The sequence below is a fragment of the Pseudonocardia asaccharolytica DSM 44247 = NBRC 16224 genome (assembly GCF_000423625.1).
GTDB classification, from domain to species: domain Bacteria; phylum Actinomycetota; class Actinomycetes; order Mycobacteriales; family Pseudonocardiaceae; genus Pseudonocardia; species Pseudonocardia asaccharolytica.
Genome location: NZ_AUII01000018.1, coordinates 62,265 through 81,959, shown reverse-complemented (window position 1 = coordinate 81,959; position 19,695 = coordinate 62,265). Strand labels below are relative to the sequence as shown.

The 19,695-nt window shown below is 69.2% G+C and carries 14 protein-coding genes and 1 tRNA gene; 9 read left to right on the top strand and 6 right to left on the bottom strand.

The features are described from left to right. Positions 1 to 49: 49 nt before the first annotated feature. The 6 genes from G567_RS0117240 to G567_RS29505 form a co-directional block, all read right to left on the bottom strand. The gene (locus tag G567_RS0117240) at positions 50 to 3,490 is read right to left on the bottom strand and encodes a DEAD/DEAH box helicase family protein (RefSeq protein WP_028930965.1); all 3,441 of its coding nucleotides are present in this window, start codon (positions 3,488 to 3,490) and stop codon (positions 50 to 52) included. Between the two features lie 11 nt (positions 3,491 to 3,501). Further along, positions 3,502 to 4,602 carry a restriction endonuclease subunit S gene (locus G567_RS34360; protein WP_147201117.1) on the bottom strand — a complete coding sequence of 367 codons (1,101 nt, stop codon included), beginning with the start codon at positions 4,600 to 4,602 and terminating at the stop codon, positions 3,502 to 3,504. A gap of 104 nt (positions 4,603 to 4,706) precedes the next feature. Further along, the gene (locus G567_RS0117235; protein ID WP_028930964.1) at positions 4,707 to 6,224 is read right to left on the bottom strand and encodes a type I restriction-modification system subunit M; all 1,518 of its coding nucleotides are present in this window, start codon (positions 6,222 to 6,224) and stop codon (positions 4,707 to 4,709) included. A 218-nt stretch (positions 6,225 to 6,442) separates the two neighbouring features. Next, positions 6,443 to 6,514: transfer RNA gene (locus tag G567_RS0117230), tRNA-Arg, on the bottom strand. Between the two features lie 29 nt (positions 6,515 to 6,543). After that, positions 6,544 to 7,281: a DUF305 domain-containing protein gene (locus G567_RS29510; RefSeq protein ID WP_051233217.1), complete on the bottom strand. Its 738-nt coding sequence runs from the start codon at positions 7,279 to 7,281 to the stop codon at positions 6,544 to 6,546. Next, positions 7,281 to 8,081 carry a thioredoxin-like domain-containing protein gene (locus G567_RS29505; protein ID WP_051233216.1) on the bottom strand — a complete coding sequence of 267 codons (801 nt, stop codon included), beginning with the start codon at positions 8,079 to 8,081 and terminating at the stop codon, positions 7,281 to 7,283. The genes G567_RS29510 and G567_RS29505 overlap by 1 nt, the downstream gene beginning before the upstream one ends. Before the next feature lie 110 nt (positions 8,082 to 8,191). On the opposite strand from G567_RS29505, the gene argS reads away from it, so the two are divergent. The 9 genes from argS to prmC all read left to right on the top strand — a co-directional run bounded on the left by argS (position 8,192) and on the right by prmC (position 19,673). Further along, positions 8,192 to 9,841, top strand: coding sequence for an arginine--tRNA ligase (gene argS / locus G567_RS0117215; RefSeq protein ID WP_028930963.1), 1,650 nt, complete (start codon positions 8,192 to 8,194; stop codon positions 9,839 to 9,841). Beyond that, positions 9,838 to 11,280: a diaminopimelate decarboxylase gene (lysA, locus tag G567_RS0117210; protein ID WP_028930962.1), complete on the top strand. Its 1,443-nt coding sequence runs from the start codon at positions 9,838 to 9,840 to the stop codon at positions 11,278 to 11,280. Before argS ends, lysA begins: the two co-directional genes overlap by 4 nt. 71 nt (positions 11,281 to 11,351) lie before the next feature. Beyond that, on the top strand, positions 11,352 to 12,713 hold the full coding sequence (locus G567_RS0117205) for a homoserine dehydrogenase (RefSeq protein WP_028930961.1): 1,362 nt from the start codon (positions 11,352 to 11,354) through the stop codon (positions 12,711 to 12,713). Continuing rightward, positions 12,710 to 13,816, top strand: a complete 1,107-nt coding sequence (gene thrC / locus G567_RS0117200) for a threonine synthase (protein ID WP_028930960.1) — start codon at positions 12,710 to 12,712, stop codon at positions 13,814 to 13,816. The genes G567_RS0117205 and thrC overlap by 4 nt, the downstream gene beginning before the upstream one ends. Continuing rightward, the gene (gene thrB / locus G567_RS0117195) at positions 13,816 to 14,736 is read left to right on the top strand and encodes a homoserine kinase (RefSeq protein WP_028930959.1); all 921 of its coding nucleotides are present in this window, start codon (positions 13,816 to 13,818) and stop codon (positions 14,734 to 14,736) included. Before thrC ends, thrB begins: the two co-directional genes overlap by 1 nt. Positions 14,737 to 15,198: 462 nt before the next feature. Continuing rightward, positions 15,199 to 17,262 (top strand): transcription termination factor Rho, encoded by a 2,064-nt coding sequence (rho, locus tag G567_RS0117190; protein WP_373865903.1) that lies wholly within the window; start codon positions 15,199 to 15,201, stop codon positions 17,260 to 17,262. 134 nt (positions 17,263 to 17,396) lie between these two features. Next, positions 17,397 to 17,621, top strand: a complete 225-nt coding sequence (gene rpmE / locus G567_RS0117185) for a 50S ribosomal protein L31 (RefSeq protein WP_028930957.1) — start codon at positions 17,397 to 17,399, stop codon at positions 17,619 to 17,621. 91 nt (positions 17,622 to 17,712) lie between these two features. Further along, positions 17,713 to 18,801 carry a peptide chain release factor 1 gene (gene prfA, locus G567_RS0117180; RefSeq protein WP_028930956.1) on the top strand — a complete coding sequence of 363 codons (1,089 nt, stop codon included), beginning with the start codon at positions 17,713 to 17,715 and terminating at the stop codon, positions 18,799 to 18,801. Continuing rightward, positions 18,798 to 19,673: a peptide chain release factor N(5)-glutamine methyltransferase gene (gene prmC / locus G567_RS0117175; RefSeq protein ID WP_028930955.1), complete on the top strand. Its 876-nt coding sequence runs from the start codon at positions 18,798 to 18,800 to the stop codon at positions 19,671 to 19,673. The genes prfA and prmC overlap by 4 nt, the downstream gene beginning before the upstream one ends. Positions 19,674 to 19,695 lie beyond the last annotated feature (22 nt).

Below are 19,695 nucleotides of genomic sequence, written 5' to 3'. Positions count from 1 at the left end.
CGGGGCCGCATTGCTGCGTCGGAAGAGCACGCTACGAGAGACGGAGGGCCTACGACGCCTTCGCCGGCCTCGCGGTGGCGTTGACTGCATCCATCGCAGTGATCATGTGGTCGATGTCGACCTCGACGAAGATGTCCTCCGGGCCTCCGGGCGCGATCGAGTTGAAGGGTGTTTGGTAGAGGACGTCGATCTCGATCGTCCCGTTGTGGGCGAGGTAGTCGATCACCTCGTTGAGGAAGCGCAGCTGGGCAGAGCTGAAGGTCCTGCCTTGCTGGAATTTCTCGAACGCGGCGGCGGCCGACTCACGGTCAAGGCCGGTGAGCGAGCGGAGGAACACCCCGAGCCCGCCGGGCCCGGCCTTGGCGCGGTCGACCTCGTCCTCTGTCCCGATCCCGGACTCGACGAAGATCCGCTCCAACTCCTCGAGATCAGTGCTCGTGATCTGCTTGTTGCGGCGGATCTTCTGGATGGCCAGGTGGTCCTCGTGGGTTCGGAGGTAGATGCGCAGCTTCTGCTCGAAGCGGCTGAGGTCGGCCTCGGGGGCCATCCCTCGGAGGGACGCGGCCGAAATTTCCCCGAGCTCGTCCTCGAAGTCTGTGTAGACGACGCCGCGCCTGGTCCGCTCGATCAGCTTCGTGAGGCTCCGCAGACGGCGCCGCATCGTCTCCAGCATCGGCAGGGTCACGTCCTGCCACCACTCGTCCCCGGCGACCTGTTCGAGGAGCTCGTGCTGCGCGCGCACCGCTGGGATCGTGAGCTGATCGAGCAGGGCGGATGCGATCTCCTTCGCCTGTGCTTGCAGGCGAGCGAACCCCGGATCCGCCTCGACCAGCGCGAGCTGAAGGCGCAGCGCCAGGAGGTCGAACCTCTTGGCTTCCTCGCTGCTGTCGTCGTCACGGAAGGCGGTGGGAAGGCCCGCGAGGTGGTCTACGACCTCGGCGTGGGCCTCTGGCGTGATCTTGAGCCAGCTGTCGAAGTCGGCGAACGTGTCAAGCTGCTCGCGGTGGGGGCGGACCAGGAAGTTCTCCGGGTTCATCCCGGCCACGTCCTCGTGCAGCCGGCGTGCGAGGTCCCAGCGCAGGCCGATCTCGCTGCTCGTGCCGTCGGCGCCCTCCTCGGCAGGTGGGATATCTGCCGAATGCTGTCGGTCGAGTGCCAACAGGAGGTCGGCGCGTCGCTGGAACAGGCGCTGGCCGAGGGAGGGCCCCACTCTGCCTTCGGCGGGCATGAGGTCCTGGTTGAAGAACTCGACGTTCTGGCACACGTCGAAGACGAGGAAGCCGTCCTTGTCCTTGTTCGGGCCGTACAGGTTCGGGGCGAGGCGAGTACCGCGCCCGATCATCTGCCAGAACTTGGTCTTAGACCGCACCAGCTTGAAGAAGACGAGGTTGACCACCTCCGGCACGTCGATGCCGGTGTCGAGCATGTCAACGGAGATCGCGATGTGCGGGGCCTTGGCGGGATCAGAGAACTGGTCGATGAGGCTTTGTGCGTAGTCCTTGCGGTAGGTGATGACCTGCGCGAACTCGCCGCGGTACTGCGGATAGCTCTTGTCGAAGCGCTCAGCGATGAACTCCGCGTGGTTGTTGTTCGCCGCGAAGATAATGGTCTTACCGAGCCGGTCGCCGCCAGCGACCTTTAGACCACGCGTCATGAGCGTCTCGAGGACCTTGTCGACGGTGTCGGCGTTGAAGAGGTACTTGTTCAGCTCGTCGGACGTGATCTCGTCGGGGACGTTGCCGTCCTCATCCCACTCCAGCTCGTCCCAGAGCCGCTTGTCCTCCTCCGAGAGGTCGGCATACTTGATCCCGCCGCGCTGGAACTTCAGTGGAACGTCGACAACCCGGGGCGGGACGAGGTACCCCTCGGCGACAGCCTCGTCGAGGCTGTAGACGTCGGTCGGCACGCCGTCCTCAAGCTCGAAGCGCCGGTAGGTGTTGCGGTCGATCTCGTCCTTGGGGGTCGCTGTCAGGCCGACGAGGAGCGCGTCGAAGTAGTCGAAGATCGCGCCGTACTTCTGGTAGATCGAGCGGTGCGCCTCGTCCACAACGATCATGTCGAAGTAGCCGGGGCCGAAGCGCCGTGTACCGCTCCCGTCCATCTCGTTGATCATGTTCATCAACGTTGGGTACGTCGAGATGAAGACCCGGCCGTTCGGGTCCTTCTCGTTCAGGAGGTTGACGACGGGGGCGCTCGGGAGGTGGGCCTTGAACGCGTTCGCGGCTTGGACCACGAGCGCAGTACGGTCAGCGAGGAAGAGGATCCGCTTCGCCCAGTTCGCGCGCATCATCAGGTCGGTCAGCGCGATGACGGTCCGGGTCTTGCCGGAGCCCGTGGCCATGACGAGGAGGGCGTGTCGCTGGGCGTCGTTCTCGAAGGCCTCAGCGACCCGTCGGATGGCGTGCGACTGGTAGTGGCGGCCGGCGATCTGCTCGTTGATCGGCAGCTTGGCGAGGGTGAGCTGGCTCGCGCGGCGTTGGATCAGGAGCCGCAGCTCCTCCTTTGTGTAGAAGCCCTGCACCTCGCGCGGGGGATAGTTCAGGTTGTCCCAGATGTGCGTGTGGTAGCCGTTCGTATAGAAGATGATCGGCCGCTGCCCAAATTGCGTCTCCAAGCAGTCGGCATAGAGCTGGGCCTGGTACTTGCCCTGCTTTGCGTCCCGGGTGGTTCGCTTCGCCTCGACGAGCGCGAGAGGCTTGCCGTCGTCGTCCCACAGGACGTAGTCCACCTTGCCCTTGCCGCTGGGTGAGACCGACGCGGGCATCCCGGTGACCGGGTACTCGCGATCCTGTGGCTGGTCTAGGGCCCAGCCTGCCTCCTTGAGAAGCAGATCGATGATCAGCGACCGAGTCTCAGCCTCGTTGTAGTCGTGTGTGTCGGGCCGCGCCTCGTTTGCTTCCTTGGCAGCTTTGATCTCGGCGCGGAGCGCGGCGATCTCGGCGTCGAGGTCCTCGTTCTTCCGACGCTCGGCGGCGAGGGCGGCATCCTGAGCCGCGTATCTCTCCGCCTGTGCCTTTAGCTCGGCCTGCTTGGCCAGCCGCACGCTCGCGGGCATCGGTCGCGGGATCACGCTCTGGTCAAAGGTCAAACCAGGGGCGGGCAGGTCCGCTGAGTTTCGCGAGTACGTGCGGGCCACCCAGTACAGGACGTGGAACAGCTCGCCGACCACGCGCACAGCATCGTTCGCCGCGACCGGCGCGCTCCGGTGCACTGCCGCGTTTCCTTGCCGGCGTATGACGTCCATCTTCGTTCGGATTCCCGGCCCAGCGACCTTGGCTAGAGTCGGCTCGGCAATCATTGCCGCAAGATCCTCCCGATACGGGAGTTGCAGCGAGCTGTCGGCCTCGTAGAGCCAGGTCACGGTCAGTTCCAACGTTCGGCGTGAGTAGAAGCACGAGGCCCGCGGGTCCGCGATGGCCAGACGCTCGGCATGCCTCGCCTCGGTGTGCAGAGCCGGCCACTCGGTCTCAAGAAAGCTAAAGTTGCTCAACAGGTACCTCGTCAGACATAACTGAGAATGGACGGCATTTGAGCGGTTGCGCCGTCGGGCGGGTCTCCTCGAAACGCTCGATTCTGAAGTGAGGCGAACAGTGCATTGAGCTCTTCAAGGTGCAATGAATGCTGTTGACGCAGCTTGTCGATTGCTAGAGCTTGCCGGTGGAATTCCCTCTGCAGGCTATCCGGTGGGTCCATGACGACGGCTTCCGATAGCTGCTTGATATTCAGAGTCGGCTGTGCGACCACTCGAACTTCATTCGTGAAGTACTTCTGAGTGCTCCTTGATCGTAGGTGTTCGGCAAGGTAGGTCCGTCGATGAGGCGAGGAGACTGGCACTCGTGCGATTGCGCGAGCAATATTGGAACCTTTGTCAGATTCGCTTGCTATCGCTATCGACCCGATCGAGCCAACGCAGCCGACGAGAATCTCTGTGCCTCTTAGTCGGGATCGGGCGTGCTTGGCGTCAACCGTCGGGTCAATTCTCTTGAGGTTAGATCTATCTACGCGTCCTGAAACCAGGTTGCCGACGCGCACCATCGGTGTTCCATCTGGGCAGTGCTCGCCTGGCTGCACTACCCCGTAGTTGATGCGGTCGTCAGGGTCGGTGGCGGAAGATAGCCGAACTGTCGGCCAATCGTGAGGATTAGTCTGGGGGTCGCCGAAGAGGCTGAGAAATATAGACTGCTTCAGGTCGTCTAGCAGGGCCAGGGCTGTCTGGCGCATATCGCGCAGTGATACGACCTTGTCAAGAGAGTTCACAACCTGAATCTGTTGGTTGAGGGGGCGAACCGGAATCCGCATCGAGCCGAGGCTGGCTAGCGATATGGACCGCCGACGATGCACACTCCCCTTGCCTAGCCTTGGGTACTCAGCCATGGCTCGGGGACTCTTCAGGTATTGAAGGAGGTACGGAGCGAGGATTCGCTTGTCTGTAACCTTGAAAACGGTGTACATAGGGCTGATCAGGCACCGCTCCTTCGCTATTCCGATCGCTCCCTCGTCGAGGTGGATTGTCGCGTACGCGAACTCGCCCGGTTCGACAACTCTATAGTCGGAAAGATCGCGACTGAAGACTTGTTTCTTGAAGTACTCCAGGCTAGGCACGAAACCCTGATGCTTGGTTACTGAGTAAACCGGAAGATCTGTTTCTCTTCCGGCCCTAGGGCCAGAGCTCTCGACTGCAGAGGTGAGGGAGATGCTGGAGCGAGTCATGCGATCATGCCCTTCAGGTCGGACATTCCTCGCTGGATTTCGATCTCGATCCGAGACAGTTCGCTAAAGATCTCGGGCGGGGTTCGATGTTCAGAGTTCTCCTCGAGAGTTTCCTGGTATCGAGTCAGGCTGAGGTCGTAGGCTTGAGCAGCGATCTCATCCTTCGTGACACAAAAGCTTTGCTCGCTCCGATTCCGCTCTTGCTCGCTCCCGGTCCGCCGGTGCCATCGGGCTAGTACGTCGGGCAAGTTGTTCTTTGTGTGATCCGACTCGTTGAGCCGGCATGATGGGGTTGGGCCGAGTTTCTCCTCGGGTAGCAAGGCGGCCCGCTTGTCGTCCAGGCTCCGACCGTCCGACTTGACGTCGTAGAACCATACGTTGTCGGTCCCGCCGCTGTTGGTTTTGGTGAAGAAGAGGATGGCTGTTGAAACCCCGGCGTATGGCTTGAAGATGCCACTCGGGAGCTTGACCACGGCGTCGAGTTTGTGGTCCTCTACAAGGCTGCGTCGCAAGTCCTTGTGAGCCTTGCTGGAGCCGAACAGCACGCCATCAGGCACGATGACTGCTGCCCGCCCACCGGGCTTCAGCAGCCGGAGGAAGAGCGCCAGAAATAGTAGCTCGGTCTTCTTCGTCTTGACGACCGCCTGGAGGTCCTTCGCGGTGACCTCGTAGTCCAAGCTGCCGGCGAAGGGCGGGTTGGCAAGGATCACGGAGTAGCGCTCGGCCTCCCCTGCCGCACTCTCTGCTAGCGAGTCTCGGTAGCGGATGTCTGGATCCTCGACCCCGTGCAGCAGCATGTTCATGCTGCCGATGCGGAGCATCGTGCTGTCGAAGTCGAAGCCGTGGAACATGCTCTTGTTGAAGTGTGTGCGCTGCGTCGGCTCCAGGAGGGCTTCGCGGTGCGTACGGCTGACGTACTCAGCGGAGGCAACCAGGAAGCCTGCGGTGCCGCAGGCCGGATCGCAGATCTCGTCCGCCGGGCCGGGCGCCATCATCTCGACGATCAGCTGAATGATGTGCCGAGGTGTGCGGAACTGGCCATTTTGTCCGGCGGTGGCGATCTTGCTGAGCATGTACTCGTACAGGTCGCCCTTGGTGTCCTGCTCGCCCAGGGGCATGTCATCGAGCATGTCGACGACTTTGGCGAGAAGGTTGGACGTGGTGATCGTGAAGCGGGCGTCCCTCATATGGTGGGAGTACGTGGAGTCCTCGCCTCCCAGCTGCCGAAGCCAGGGGAACACCTCGTCGCGAACGACGGCGAGCATCTTCTCGGGGGCCTCATTGCTGAAGTAAGACCAGCGCAGATGCTTCTCGTCGTCCGTGTAGATCGGAGCGTCGATCGGCTTGCCAGTTCGGTTGGCCCGCCGCTCCTTGGCCGTCTGGAGGTCCTCCAGCCGGCGGAGGAACATCAGGTAGGTGATCTGCTCGATGACTTCGAGCGGATTGGAGATGCCGCCTGACCAGAAGGCGTCCCAGACTCGATCGATCTTGCTCTTCAGAGCGCCCGTGATCACCGTGCAAGATTATCGGGCGCCTCGCCATCCTCAAGGACCCAGTACGGCTCCTGAGGCGGCCCACAGGCCCTGAACGCTGAAGCGCAAGTCTCGGGAACGTCCTGGGAACGGCGGGCCGTTCACGGCCGCTCACGGCCGGCGCTGGCCGGACACAACGAGAACGGCCCCTCACCCTGTTCCAGCAGGTGAGGGGCCGTTCTGGCTGTAGGCACTGTGCGTGCCCCCGGCAGGATTCGAACCTGCGCTCCCGCCTCCGGAGGGCGGTGCTCTATCCCCTGAGCTACGGGGGCCGTGCAACGGGGAAAGCCTAGCGCACGATCTACAGCGGCAGCGGCTGCCCCCCGCGCTGGGTCAGCAGATGTTTCAGGTACTCGGACTCGGCGGTCTGCGACCGCAGCATCTGGGCGGCCAGGTTGCGCACCTCGGGCACCTGGGCGCGCTCGGCGGCGTACTCCATCATCGGCACCCCGCCCTCGTGGTGACGCAACATGAGTTGCAGGAACAGCACGTCGAGATCGTTGCCGGTGGCGGCGCGCAGCGCACGGAGATCCTCGGTGCTGGCCATCCCCGGCATCGTGGTGACCTCGGTCGGTGCGGTCGCGCCGCCGTGGTCATGGCCGGGGGCCCCGCTCATCCACGCCATATGCCCGCCGACCGGGAACGCGCTCTCGCCCCAGAGCCCGAGCCAGCCCTGCATCCGGCCGATCTGCTCGGTCTGGGTCGACTCGATGTCGTAGGCGAGCTGTTGCAGCGCCGGGTCGGCGGTGTGGTCGCGCTCCCAGGCAGCCATCTCCACGGCCTGCTGGTGGTGCACGGTCATGTCCTGGGCGAACCCGATGTCGACGGAGCCGGGCACCGGCTGCGCGTCCGATCCGGGCAGCCCGATCAGCAGCCCGGCCGCGGCGCCGAGCAGCAGCAGCCCGAGAGCCGCGGCGATCGCCACGAGCGGCCGGGCCCAGCGCGGCTCACCCCCGCCGGGCCCACCCTCGCCGCCGGCGGGCGGGTCGACGGGCGGCGGCGGGGTCTCGGACTGCGCGGTGGAGACAGCCTCGGCCATCATGAACCGCCGGGGGCGTGGCCGTCGGGCACGACGCTCGCGCTGCCCTCGGTCTCGCTCTTGATCGTGGTGTCGTTGACCTCGCTCACCGGCGGCGTCGGCAGGAACGGGGGTGGGTTGTCCTGGTCGAACTGGCCCGGACCCAGTGCCTGGCAGCTCGCGCCGACCTCGGGGTAGGCGAACTGGTTGCGGCGCAGCGCGGTGATGAACTGGTCGATGCGGATGTCGTTCGCGTCGGTGAGCTTCAGCTGGTGGCCCCAGGACTGCACCGAGATCGGCCGGTCGAGCCCGGGATAGGGCGACATCACGGTGTAGGGCTGGCCCTCGACCTTCGCCTTGAGCGCATCGAGGTCCGACCCGGTCACCTGCTCGGGGTTGTAGGCGATCCAGATCGCGCCGTGCTCGAGAGAGTGCACCAGGTTCTCCTGCCGCACGGGTGTGGGATACACAACACCGTTGCACGCGGCCCAGTAGCCGTCATGGGCGCCCCCGAAGGGTGGGCTGTGCGTGTAGGCCACCCGCTGGGTCGGCAGGACGTGCAGCTGGCCCGGATAGTCGACGATCTGGACGCCCGGGATCTGCGCCGCCGGATCCCGGTTCTGGGCGGTCGGGGTGAACGGCGCGAGCGCCTCGGCCCGTTCGGCGTTCTCCTTGTTGCGCAGGAACGCGTAGCCGAACACGGCCCCCGCGAACAGCACCACCACGAGCACGGCCGCGATCATCGCCCAGGGAGTGGACCGCTTGGTCGCGACCGCCGCTCTCGCGTTGCGGGCCGACTTGCTGTTTCGTCCGCTGCCCATGTACCGAACCGACCTCTTCCTGTGATCTCTGCGATGCCCACCGGCGCCGGCGGGCAGTGTAGGAGCGCCGCCTGAGAGACGTCTGAGCAGCACCTCCTAGACTCTCTCCAGTGACTCCCGACGCACTCGCCGCCCTCGTCCGTGTCGCCGCGCAGGATGTGCTTGCCAACCGCGGCCTGGACGTCTCGGCGCTGCCTGCCGACGTCGGTGTCGAACGCCCGCGCAACCCCGAACACGGCGACTACGCCACCAATGTGGCGATGCGCACGGCGAAGAAGGCGGGGGTGAGCCCGCGTGAGCTCGCCGGCTGGCTGGCCGAGGACCTCGCCGCCCGGCCCGGAATCGCGTCGGCCGAGGTGGCCGGCCCCGGCTTCCTCAACCTGCGGCTGGCCGCCGACGCGCAGGGCGCGCTGGTCGGTGACGTGATCGCCGCGGGCGCGGCGTACGGCACCGGCGACGACTACGTCGGCCGCAACGTCAACCTCGAGTTCGTCTCCGCGAACCCGACGGGGCCGCTGCATCTGGGGCACACCCGCTGGGCCGCGGTCGGCGACGCGCTGGGCCGGGTGCTGGCCGCGCGCGGCGCGAAGATCACCCGCGAGTACTACTTCAACGACGCTGGCGGGCAGATCGACCGGTTCGTGGAGTCCCTGGTGGCCGCGGCGAGCGGGAAGCCGACCCCGGAGAACGGCTACGGCGGCGCCTATATCGCCGAGATCGCCGCGCAGGTCGTCGCGGCCGAGCCCGGCGTTCCGGCGTTGCCCGACGCCGAGCGGGACGAGACGTTCCGCCGGGTCGGCGTCAACCTGATGTTCGACGAGATCAAGCGCGCCCTGCACGCGTTCGGCACCGACTTCGACGTGTGGTTCCACGAGAAGTCGCTGCACGACTCCGGCGCGGTCGATGCGGCCGTCCAGCGCCTGAAGGACTCCGGCAACCTCTATCAGAAGGACGGGGCGTGGTGGCTGCGCTCCACCGACGAGGGCGACGACAAGGACCGGGTCGTCATCAAGAGCGACGGCACCCCGGCCTATATCGCGGGTGACCTCGCCTACTACCTCGACAAGCGCGCCCGCGGCTTCGACCTGTGCATCTACATGCTCGGCGCCGACCACCACGGCTATGTCGCGCGGCTGCGCGCCGCCGCCGCGGCCTACGGGGATGACCCGGACACCGTCGAGGTGCTGATCGGGCAGATGGTGAACCTGTTCCGGCACGGCGAGCCGGTGCGGATGAGCAAGCGCGCCGGCACCGCGGTGAGCATGGACGACCTGGTCGAGGCCGTCGGCGTGGACGCCGCGCGGTACGCGCTGATCCGTTCCTCGGTCGACTCCACCCTCGACATCGACCTCGACCTGCTGGTCAAGCGCAGCAACGACAATCCGGTCTTCTACGTGCAGTACGCACACGCCCGGCTGGCCTCGCTGGCCCGCAACGCCGCCGACCTGGGCGTCGAGCCGGGCGAGGCCTACGGGCTGCTCGACCACCCCCGCGAGGGCGACCTCATCCGCACCATCGGCGAGCTCGGCGAGGTCGTGCGCGCGGCCGCGGAACTGCGCGAACCGCATCGGATCGCGCGCTACCTGGAGTCGCTGGCCAGCGCCTACCACAAGTTCTACGACACCTGCCGGGTGCTGCCGATGGGTGATGAGGAGACGACCGAACTGCACCGGGCGCGGCTGGCGCTCTCCATGGCCGCGCGTCAGGTGCTGGCCAACGGCCTTGCCCTGCTCGGGGTGACCGCACCGGAGCGGATGTGATCGCGCATCCCGCCGGACCGCTGCACGCCGGCATCCTGCCCCCGCACGAGACCGCGGGCCCGCGCCCGTCGAGCGCCGCGGAGCTCGACGAGCTGGCCGCATCGGTGTGGCCGCGCGGCGCCGAGCGCGGCGCGGACGGCGTCCTGCGCATCGCGGGCGTCGACGTCCGCGAGCTGGCACGGACCTACGGCACCCCGCTGTTCGTCGTCGACGAGGACGACTTCCGTTCCCGCGCCGCCGAGTTCGCGGCCGCCTTCGGCGCCGAGGCCGTGCACTACGCGGCCAAGGCGTTCCTGTGCACGGAGGTGGTGCGCTGGGTCGCCGAGGAGGGCCTCAACCTGGACGTGGCCAGCGGCGGCGAGCTCGCGGTGGCGCTGCGCGCGGGCTTCCCGGCGGCGCGGATCACGATGCACGGCAACAACAAGTCGGTGGCCGAGCTGGTCGAGGCCGTCGAGGCCGGGGTCGGGCGGATCGTGCTCGACTCGTTCCACGAGATCACCCGGCTGGACACGATCGCCCGCGAGCGCGGCGTCGTCGTCCCGGTGATGGTCCGGGTGACCGTCGGGGTCGAGGCACACACCCACGAGTTCATCGCGACCGCCCACGAGGACCAGAAGTTCGGCTTCTCGATCAGCGGCCCGCAGGCCGGCGCGGGCAGCGACGCGGCCGAGGCGGTGCGCCGGGTGCTCGCCGCGGACGGGCTGGAGCTGGTCGGGCTGCACAGCCACATCGGCAGCCAGATCTTCGACACCGAGGGCTTCGAGGTGGCCGCGCACCGGGTGGTCCGGTTGCTCGCCGGGCTGCACCGCGAACACGGTGACGAGAGGCTGGCCGCGCTGCGCACCCTCGACCTCGGCGGCGGCATCGGCATCGCCTACCGCGCCGAGGAGGAGCCGCTGTCGATCGGCGAACTGGCCGAGCAGCTGCGCGAGATCGTCAAGCGCGAATGCCACGCCGCGGGGCTGCACATCCCGGAGATCGCCGTCGAGCCGGGCCGGGCCATCGCCGGGCCGGGCACGGTGACCCTCTACGAGGTCGGCACGATCAAGGACGTCCCGCTGGGCGGCTCGGCCCGGCGCCGCTACGTCAGCGTCGACGGCGGGATGAGCGACAACATCCGGACCGCCCTGTACGACGCGGTGTACGACTGCCGGCTGGTGTCGCGCGCCGCCGGGACCGGGGAGCCCGCGCTGTCGCGCGTCGTGGGCAAGCACTGCGAGTCCGGCGATATCGTCGTGCGAGACTGCTGGCTGCCGGCGCACCTGGTCCCTGGCGACCTGCTCGCCGTCGCCGCCACCGGTGCCTACTGCTACTCGATGGCCAGCTCCTACAACCGGCTGCTGCGTCCCGCGGTGGTCGCCGTGCGGGACGGGCGCGCGCGGCCGCTGCTGCGCCGGGAGACGGTCGAGGACCAGTTCCGGCTGGAGGTGCCTCAGTGAGGCCGGCCCGGGCCGGTGAGCGAGCATGAACCGGGGCCGGAGCACACCGGCAGGGACATCAGGGAGATCCAGTGAGTGACAGGGGCCAGAGCGCACCCGTCCGGGTGGCGCTACTCGGCTGCGGCACGGTCGGCAGCGAGATCGTCCGCCTGCTCGCAGAGCAGGCGGACGACCTCGCGGCACGTGTCGGAGCCCCGGTCGAGCTGGCCGGCGTCGCCGTACGCCGCCCGCACCGGCATCCGGAACTGCCATCGGAGCTGGTCACCACCGACGCGCACGCGCTGGTCACGCGCGAGGACGTCGACGTGGTGGTCGAGGTGATCGGCGGCATCGAGCCCGCCCGCACGCTGCTGCTGGAGGCGCTCAAGGCGGGCAAGTCGGCGATAACGGCGAACAAGGCGCTGCTGGCCGAGGACGGGGCCACCCTCGCCGAGGCCGCCGACGCCTCCGGGGCCGACCTCTACTACGAGGCCTCGGTGGCCGGGGCGATCCCGCTGCTGCGCCCGCTGCGCGAGTCGCTCGCGGGAGACCGGATCACCCGGGTCGCAGGGATCGTCAACGGCACGACGAACTACATCCTGTCCGCCATGACGGTCTCGGGCGCGAGCTATGCCGACGCCCTGGAACAGGCGACGCGGCTCGGGTACGCCGAGGCCGACCCGAGCGCCGACGTCGACGGCTACGACGCCGCGTCCAAGGCCGCGATACTGGCCTCGCTGGCCTTCCACACCCGGGTCACCGCCGCCGACGTGCACTGCGAGGGCATCCGCGCCGTCACCGCCGCCGATATCGCGGCGGCCGACGTGCTGGGCTGCACGATCAAGCTGCTGGCCATCTGCGAGCGGATCCCCGGTTCCGACGACGGGGATCCCGAATCGGTCTCCGCGCGCGTCTATCCGGCGATGATCCCGGCGAGCCACCCGCTGGCCGCCGTCGACGGCGCGTTCAACGCCGTGTTCGTCGAGGCCGACGCCGCCGGGCAACTCATGTTCTACGGCCAGGGTGCCGGCGGCGCCCCGACGGCCAGCGCGGTGCTCGGCGACCTGGTCGCGGTGGCCCGTAACCGCGTCATCGGCGGGCGCGGACCCCGGGACTCCAGCTACGCGAGCTTGCCGGTCCGGTCGATCGGCGGGGTCCCGACGCGCTACCACGTCAGCCTCGAGGTCGCCGACCGGGCGGGCGTGCTCGCCGCGATCGCCGGGGAGTTCGCCCGCCACCAGGTCAGCATCGCCGCGGTGCGCCAGACCGGCGGCGGCGCGGTCGACGGCAACGGCGGGGCGCGGCTCGTCGTCGTCACTCACACGGCGCCCGATGCGGCCCTCGCCTCCACAGTAGAGGCGCTCAGCGGCCTCGACGTCGTCTACGGTGTGGAGAGCGTGCTGCGCGTCGAGGACCTCGGTCGCTCGGTGAGCGCGCTGGGGGTGACGGGATGAGCGCGTCGACCGGGATCACCGCGGCCCGCTGGCCCGGCGTGGTCGAGGCCTATCGCGACCGGATGCCGGTGGAGCCCGGGTGGACGGTCGTCACCCTCGGTGAGGGCGGGACGCCGCTGCTGCCCGCGCCACACCTGTCCGAGCTGACCGGCTGCGAGGTCTTCCTCAAGGTGGACGGGGCCAATCCCACGGGCTCGTTCAAGGACCGTGGGATGACCATGGCGATCACCGCGGCGCTTGCCGGGGGCAAGCAGGGCGTGCTGTGCGCCTCGACCGGCAACACCTCCGCCTCGGCCGCCGCCTACGCAGCCCGCGCCGGCCTGAGCTGCGCCGTTCTCGTGCCCCAGGGCAAGATCGCGCTGGGCAAGCTCGCCCAGGCCGTCGCGCACGGGGCGCGGATCCTGCAGATCGACGGCAACTTCGACGACTGTCTCGAGCTCGCCCGCAAGACCGCGTCCGACTACCCGGCCATCGAGCTGGTCAACTCGGTGAACCCGACCCGGATCGCGGGGCAGGCCAGCGCCGCCTACGAGATCTGCGACGAGCTCGGCCGGGCTCCCGACGTGCACTGCCTTCCGGTGGGCAACGCGGGCAACATCACCGCCTACTGGCGCGGTTACCGCGGCTACGCCGCCGACAGGTTGATCACGGGGCTGCCGCGGATGTTCGGCTTCCAGGCCGCGGGCGCGGCACCGCTGGTCGCCGGAGAGCCGGTGCGCAACCCGGAGACGATCGCCACGGCGATCCGGATCGGTGCCCCGGCGTCGTGGGCGACCGCCGTCGCCGCACGCGACGAATCGGGCGGGCTGTTCGCCGCCGTCACCGATGAGCAGATCCTCACCGCCTACCGGCTGCTCTCGACCCGCGAGGCGGTGTTCGTCGAGCCCGCGTCCGCCGCGAGCGTGGCCGGGCTGCTGCAGGCGAGCGCGAACGGGACGCTGCCGTGCGGCTCGCTCGTCGTCTGCACCGTCACCGGACATGGGCTTAAGGACCCTGACACCGCCCTGTCCACCCCGCACGGACCGGACATCGGTACGGCGACGGAGCCCACGATCGTGCCGATCGATCCCGGCGCCGTCGCCGCTGCTCTCGAGCTGTCCTGATGGGTAGGCCGACCGAGGTTCGAGTCCGGGTTCCTGCCTCGTCGGCCAACCTGGGGGCCGGGTTCGACTCGCTCGGGCTGGCGCTGTCGCTCTACGACGAGATCGAGGTGTGTGCCGCGCCGAGCGGGCTGCGCGTCGAGGTCGAGGGCGAGGGCGCCGGTCGGGTCCGTTGTGACGAATCGCACCTTGTGGTCTCGACGATGCGCCGCACGTGGCGGATCCTCGGCGACGCGCCGGCCGGGCTGCGGCTGCGCTGCCGCAACGCCATCCCGCATTCCCGCGGGCTGGGCAGCTCGGCCGCCGCCGCCGTCGCGGGCGCGGTGGCCGCCGCGGTGCTGTCCGGGCGCGACCCTGAGCTCGAGCGCGACACGTTGCTGCAGATCACCGCCGGCATGGAGGGACACGCCGACAACGCCGCGGCGAGCCTGCTCGGCGGGTTCGTCATCGCCTGGGAATCCCAGCAGTTCCAGCAGGCCCCCGGGAATATCCTGGCCCGGTTCCACGCTGTACGACTCGACACGCATCCGGGAATCCACCCGGTGGCGCTCGTCGCCGAGGCGGAGTCGTCCACCAGGGCGACGCGCGGTCTGCTCCCCGAGCAGGTCCCGCTGGCCGACGCCGCTTTCACCGGAAGCCGCACCGCCCTGGCGGTCCTCGCGTTCACCCAGCGGCCCGAACTGCTGCTCGCGGCGACCGAAGACCGGCTGCACCAGAGCTACCGACGCCCGGCCTACCCCCGATCGGCGGAGGTCGTCGACGCGCTCCGAGCGCACGGCGTGCCCGCGGCGATCTCCGGGGCCGGCCCGACCGTACTGGCTCTGACCAGTGACGGGACCCTTCCCGAGGCTCTGGATCTGGGCGGTTTCGGAGTGCGTCCGCTGCCCGTGGACGCGACCGGGGCACGGGTCGAGATCGGCTGAGATGCCGGCAACCGTGTCGCGACACGCCCTTGCGCGAGTTGGGTGGGGGTTGTTGCCGCGGCCAGGTGCGACCGTCTACCCTCGGCAGCGCACGGCGATCCGCGCGTCATCCGCGTGGCCCTCGAGCCAGAATCTGCGCCTCAGTCCCAGGAGGGGACGAACGGGACCTGGTTCCGGACCGAGCGGCCTCTTCCCCGCGACCGTCGCAATGGTCGTCGTCCTTGTCGTCGGGACGGTCGCCGGCTACGCGGCCCCGTTGCCGACTTTCGTCCGGCGCACCGTCCGGGCGGTTTGTGAATCCGCTGACTTGGGTAGATGGGCCCGGGTCGGTCAGGAAGGATCTTCGTGAGCGAGACTGATCTCGTCAGCACCGAGACTGCCGCTGCGTCCGCTGCGCCTGCTGGGACTTCTTCGGACGCAGCGAACGGCACCCCCGCGAAACGACGGGGCGGACTGTCCGGAATGGTTCTGGCGGAGCTGCGCCAGCTTGCTGGTGAGCTGAACATCCCTGGCACCGAAGGAATGCGGCGGAGCGATCTGATCGCCGCCATCAGGGAACGTCAGGGTGGCGGCGGCACGGCCACCCGGTCGCGCTCGCCGCGCACGGCCGCGGAGCAGCCGATGCTGCCCGAGAACGTCGACGGGGCCGTTGCCGCAAGCCCCGCCGCCGAGAAGCCGGCCCCGGAGTCCACCCAGGACCGGCCCGCGTCGTCGGCCTCGGGGAACGAAGCCGCGACGGCCCCCGCCGCGCAGGCCTCCCCGGATGTCTCTCCGACGACCACCCGGCGCCGTCGCGCGGCCACCCGTCCGGCCGGGGCACCGGCCCCGCGGCCGTCCACCGCGGAACCAGCGGCCGAGTCCGCCGCCCCGGCGACCCCCGCCGCCGATCAGCCGGCGACCGTGCCGGCCGAGACCCCTACCGAGACGCCCGCCGAGGCGGCCACCAAGGCGCCCGGCGAGACCGAGAACGGCGGGCGCCGGACCCGGCAGACCCGCAGGCGCAATGCCGACCGGGCCGAGCGCGCCGACCAGACCGTCCCGGAGACCGGGGACCCCGGGGCGGGCCAGCCGACGAGCCGTCCGGACTCGGCCGACACCAACGGCGCCGAGCCCGCCGGACGTCAGGACGGCCGCCGCCAGCGCGGCGACACCGATGGCCGTGACAGCCACCCCGGCCAGCGGGACAACGGCAGCCGGGACAACGGCAGCCGGGACAACGGCAGCCGGGACGCGGGTCGGGGCCGTAACGACCGCAACAACCGCGGCGAGGACGACGGAGACGACGACGACAACCGCGGCCGGCGCGGACGCCGGTTCCGGGACCGCCGCCGGGGTCGCGACCGCAGCGGTGCGGCCGGCAACGTCGACACCGAAGTGCGCGACGACGATGTGCTGCTGCCGGTGGCGGGCATCGTGGACATCCTGGACAACTACGCGTTCGTCCGGACCACCGGCTACCTCTCCGGCCCGAACGACGTCTACGTGTCGCTGTCGATGGTCCGCAAGTACGGGCTGCGCCGCGGTGACGCGATCACCGGCGCGGTCCGTCAGCCCCGGGAGGGCGAGCAGCAGCGGCAGAAGTTCAACCCGCTCGTGCGGGTCGACACGGTCAACGGCCGCGACCCGGAGACCGCGCGGCAGCGGTCGGAGTTCACCAAGCTCACGCCGCTGTACCCGAACGAGCGGCTGCGCCTGGAGACCGAGCCGAGCAAGCTGACCACCCGGGTCATCGACCTCGTCATGCCGGTCGGCAAGGGGCAGCGCGCGCTGATCGTCTCACCGCCCAAGGCCGGTAAGACGATGGTGCTGCAGTCGATCGCGAACGCGATCACGACGAACAACCCGGAATGCCACCTCATGGTCGTCCTCGTCGACGAGCGGCCGGAGGAGGTCACCGACATGCAGCGGTCGGTGAAGGGCGAGGTGATCGCCTCGACATTCGACCGGCCGCCGTCGGACCACACGACCGTCGCCGAGCTGGCCATCGAGCGGGCCAAGCGGCTGGTCGAGATGGGTCACGACGTCGTCGTGCTGCTCGACTCGATCACCCGGCTGGGCCGGGCCTACAACCTGGCCGCGCCCGCGTCGGGCCGCATCCTGTCCGGTGGTGTCGACTCCACGGCGCTCTACCCGCCGAAGCGGTTCCTCGGCGCCGCGCGCAACATCGAGGACGGCGGCTCGTTGACGATCTTCGCCACGGCGCTGGTCGAGACCGGGTCCACGATGGACACCGTGATCTTCGAGGAGTTCAAGGGCACCGGCAACGCCGAGCTCAAGCTCGACCGCAAGATCGCCGACAAGCGCGTCTTCCCGGCGATCGACGTCGATGCCTCCGGCACCCGCAAGGAGGAACTGCTGCTCTCGCCGGACGAGCTGGCGGTGACCGTCAAGCTGCGGCGGGTGCTCGCGGCGCTGGACGACCAGCAGGCCATCGACCTGCTGCTCACCCAGCTGCGTAAGACGCGGACCAATATCGAGTTCCTGATGCAGGTGGCGAAGTCCACTCCGGGAGCCGATAACGACTGAGGACGGCTCGGCCGCCGGGAACAGCGCGACGTACCGGATGGTTCAATATGCCGTCAACCCCGGTTCCGGTTCACCCTCGGTGCCGCGCTCGTCGAGCCGCACCAGGGACCCGGCGACCACGCGGAGAGGAAGAAATGAAGGCCGGTATCCACCCCGAGTACGTCGAGACCCAAGTCACCTGCGGTTGCGGCAACCAGTTCACCACGCGCAGCACCAGGGCCGGCGGCGCGATCACCGTCGAGGTCTGCTCCGCCTGCCACCCCTTCTACACCGGCAAGCAGAAGATCCTCGACTCCGGCGGCCGCGTGGCCCGTTTCGAGGCGCGCTACGGCAAGCGCGGTACGCGAGCCGGCAAGTAGCGTCACCGACGGCGCCCACCGCGTTCGGTGGGCGCCGTCGTCGTGTCCGGACCCGTTCATCGCCGGAAAGCTCGTCGGAAAGGAGGAGCCCGTGACCGCATCGACCGCCCCGCAGTCGCTCGACGCGCTGCTGGCCGAGCACGCGGAGCTGGAGCGGGCGCTCTCCGACCCGGCCGTCCACGCCGACCCGGCGACCGCTCGCAAGCTGGGCCGCCGCTACGCCCAGATCGGTCCCGTCGTGGCCGTCGCGCGCGAGCTGGCCGCCGCCCGCGCAGACCGTGCCGTCGCCCGCGAGCTCGCCGATGAGGATCCCGCCTTCGCCGCGGAGGCGAGCCAGCTGGCCGAACAGGTCGAGGTGCTCGAGCGCAGGCTGGCCGAGCTGCTCGTGCCGCGCGACCCGCACGACGGCGACGATGTCGTCATGGAGGTCAAGTCGGGGGAGGGCGGCGAGGAGTCGGCCCTGTTCGCGGGCGATCTGGTGCGCATGTATCTGCGCTACGCCGAGCGCCGCGGCTGGGTGACCGAGGTGCTCGACGCCGTCGAGTCCGATCTGGGCGGGTACAAGAACGTGACGCTGCTGGTCCGGTCCCGGGCCCCGGTCGCGGACGGCGTCTGGTCTGCGCTGAAGTACGAGGGCGGGGTGCACCGGGTGCAGCGGGTCCCGGTCACCGAGTCGCAGGGTCGCATCCACACCTCGGCGGCCGGCGTGCTGGTCTATCCGGACACCGGCGAGCACGCCGATATCGAGATCGACGAGAACGACCTGCGCGTCGACGTGTTCCGCTCCTCCGGGCACGGCGGGCAGAGCGTCAACACCACCGACTCCGCGGTCCGGATCACCCACCTACCCACCGGCATCGTCGTGAGCTGCCAGAACGAGCGCTCGCAGCTGCAGAACCGGGCGCGGGCGATGGAGGTGTTGCGGTCGCGGCTGCAGGCGCTGGCCGAGGAGGAGGCCGCGGCGAAGGCGTCGGATCAGCGCCGCTCGCAGGTCCGCACGGTCGACCGGTCGGAGCGGGTTCGCACCTACAACTTCCCGGAGAACCGGATCTCCGACCATCGCGTCGGTTACAAGGCCCATAACCTGTCGGCGGTGCTGGACGGCGATCTCGACGACGTGCTCGCCGCGCTGGCCGCCGCGGATCGCGCGGAGGCGGTGGCGGGCGGGACCGGCCGATGACCCGGCAACCGCTGCGGCTGGCCGTGCTGGAGGCCGAGCGGATGCTGACCGAGGCGGGGGTCGAGAGCCCGCGGGCCGACGCCGAGATCCTCGCCGCGCACGTCGTCGGGGTGGAGCGCGGGCGGCTGATGATGGTGCCGCTGGTCGACCGGTCCGTCGTCGAGGACTACCGCAAGCTGGTGAAGCGCCGGGCCGCCCGCGAGCCACTGCAGCATCTGCTGGGCAGCGCGGTGCTCGGCCCGGTGACGGTGGCGGTCGGGCCCGGCGTGTTCACCCCGCGCCCGGAGACCGAGCTGCTGCTGGAGTGGGGGCTGGCCCGGATCGCCGACATCGAGCAGCCGCTGGTCGTGGACCTGTGCACGGGTTCCGGGGCGCTCGCGCTGGCCATCGCGGCGAGCCGTCCCGCGGCCCAGGTGCACGCCGTGGAGGCCGATCCGCTGGCGCTGAGCTGGGCGCAGGCCAATATCACCGGGCACGTCGCCGTGGGCGGGACGCGCGTCACGCTACATGCGGCCGATGTCCGCTGGCCCGATCTGCTCGTCGAGTTGGAGGCGCGCGTCGACCTCGTGGTCTGCAACCCGCCGTACGTGCCCGACGGCACCCCGCTGCCGCCGGAGGTCGCCGAATGGGACCCGCCGGGAGCGGTGTTCGGCGGACCCGACGGCCTGGAGATCATCCGCGCGGTCATCGGGACGGCCGCCGGGCTGCTGCGCTACGGCGGCTGGCTCGGGATCGAGCACGACGACAGCCATGGCGCGGCCGTCCCGGAGCTTCTCGGCAGGCGCAAGGTGCTCACCGACGTCGAGGAGCATCCCGATCTCGCCGGCCGCCCGCGGTTCGCCACGGCGCGGCGGCGCCCGCTGGGGGGATAGGTCCGTGCCGGTCGTAGGCTCG